Here is a 2218-nt window from a genome sequence, read left to right on the forward strand (position 1 = left end):
GTAGAGGAAATGATGACTACAATCTTAAGTTATCAGATCGCAGAGCGAAGTCTACAGTAGAGTGGATGGTGAATCAAGGCATTGAGAGAAGTAGAATTACAGGAGAAGGATATGGAGAAACTCAGTTACAGAATAAATGTAGCAATGGAGTACCATGCAGGGTAGAGGAACATCAATTAAACAGACGTAGCGAGTTTATCGTTATTGAGCTTTAAGTAAGCTCTTGTCTATGATAACTATTATTAATAATGTTCAACAACAAAACATTTTTTTTTCGACCGATCCCCACTGTTGGATCTAAAACAACAGTATTAGCCTAAAAGCTCCCTGTAAAGGGAGCTTTTTTATTTTAGTAGAATCCCCTTGTAATAGAAATAACTAAATAATTTACCTTAGAGAATTGGTATCATCCATCTTGTTCTTGTAAGTTTGTGTCATAAAAGGACTGTTTGTATGGAAATTGTATTGTGGGTTATAGTTAGTCTTGTGTTTTTAGGGAGTTTAGTGATGTTCGTTCCTTCTCTGATGTCTTTGGCTTTGCCAAGGCCAAAAGAACTAAAAGGGATGTATTATTGGAATAGTATTGTTTCTAAAACATTCTGTGTATTGGTGATGTTATATCCTTTAGTATTTTTAATCGCAGTATTGTTTTATTTCTTTCTTCAGTCTCCTGTTCTTTCTTGGTTAACGAGTTATGCTATTTTAGTAGTTCTTCTTTTTGCTATGTGGAATAGACTAGATAAGAAGGTGAATGGAGGTAAAAAGAACTAGTGAAACTAGGTTAAATAAAGGGGATATAATCTATAAAAAATAGGATATACTCTGTTAAAAGATAGGAATAAATATTCGAGTAGAATTAAAATAAGAAGAGTAGGTAAAAAAAATAATCGTATTTTTTGATAATTATCATGTTTAAATATTATTTATTGAATAAAATGTTTTAGTTTTGTTAATATATTATTCGTCTTTGTTCTGCTTTTTTGCCTATGAATTGATAAGGAGTATAGAAAAGAAGGTGAGTAAATCAAAAAAAGACGACATAAAACAATTTGTTAATTTTATTGTTTTATTATCAATATGAATAAAAATTTACAAAAATATATAACTTTAGATCAGTCATACTTCTTCGATATAGATGAAGTGTACTGTGGGGCAGAAATTATAGTTCAACGTTTAATTAACTATGATCTCTACCAAAGACTTCATTCAGAAGAGTGTAAAAACTATACTCAACAGGAACTTTGTGACTATTACGAAAAAGCAATCCAAACAGAACAAATAGTTTTAGATAAAGGAGGATATATTATTGATAATAGTTTTTTTCATGGAGAGTTCTGTGTAGGAGAATTTGGTTTGCTAGATGGAGAATGTGAACTTAAAAGTAAGGCAAATGGAAGTGTTTTCGATTTAACTTTTGTAAAAGGTGTAGCTGTCGAAGGTTCTGTAAAAGAAGAAGATGTAGTTACCTCTAGATTTTCTTTAGAAGATAGAATCTTTACTGTAGAAGGATTTGAGTTAGGTAAATTAGTGAGTAAACAAGTCATCTATTTTGATTTAGAATTAGATTATAACACTGTTTTTTATAGTTATTATGATGATGAATCTTTAGAGAGTATAGAGGACAATATTAATCAATCTCATAAAGTTTACTATCGAAATGGAAATATACAGAAGATAAAAGACATCTTAAATGAGCGTACACAGTTTTTTAATAATAAAGGGGTGTTAACAGAAGAGTTCTTTATAGAGAAAGGGTATAGATGTTCTTTAACTTATCAAGACGGTGTATTGACAGATAAGACTTGTATCGGAGAAGAGGATGAATACTTTTATTTTTACAAAGAAGGTAAACTTGACTTCTACGAAGTATTAGACAAGGCTACAGATACTACTAGTGTGTATAAGAGTAGTGGAGAATTAGTTCAACAAGATAGTTTAATACAGTTAGGATTTACATCATAATAAGCATGTATTTGATGTTTTAAGCCTAAATAAATAGTGAAAAGGGAATCTTGTCACATAAAAAAGAGCTTTAGCCTATGGGTTAAAGCTCTTTTTTGTTTTTAAAACATTCGTTATAAGTGTTTTATATAAGTGATGTTTTTTTTGAAAAAAAATGCGTTCAATTGCTTGTATTTACTGGAAAAGTAGTAATATTGCACTGTTATCAAAATCTGTTATTTGATGACTCGCTCCCTAGTCAGGCTTCCAATTCTGA

At 30.2% G+C, this 2218-nt stretch carries 3 protein-coding genes; all 3 read left to right on the forward strand.

Features of this window, described 5'->3' with window-relative positions; translation table 11 throughout:
• Window positions 1-215 (forward strand): OmpA family protein (locus AABL85_RS17340; protein ID WP_341311017.1); only part of this gene is annotated, 215 nt, incomplete at its 5' end.
• A 238-nt stretch (window positions 216-453) separates the two neighbouring features.
• Window positions 454-771, forward strand: a complete 318-nt coding sequence (locus tag AABL85_RS17345; protein WP_341311018.1) for a hypothetical protein — start codon at window positions 454-456, stop codon at window positions 769-771.
• 306 nt (window positions 772-1077) lie between these two features.
• Entirely contained in the window at window positions 1078-1962 is an 885-nt protein-coding gene (locus tag AABL85_RS17350) for a hypothetical protein (RefSeq protein ID WP_341311019.1), read from the forward strand.
• The last annotated feature ends 256 nt before the right edge of the window (window positions 1963-2218 follow it).

The organism is Myroides odoratimimus (assembly GCF_038039805.1).
Classification (GTDB): Bacteria; Bacteroidota; Bacteroidia; order Flavobacteriales; family Flavobacteriaceae; genus Flavobacterium; species Flavobacterium odoratimimum_B.

Excerpts from the sequence above, each read along its gene's own strand:
- AABL85_RS17350 (WP_341311019.1), top strand. The coding sequence starts at position 1,078 with ATGAATAAAAATTTACAAAAATATATAACTTTAGATCAGTCATACTTC.
- AABL85_RS17345 (WP_341311018.1), top strand. The coding sequence starts at position 454 with ATGGAAATTGTATTGTGGGTTATAGTTAGTCTTGTGTTTTTAGGGAGT.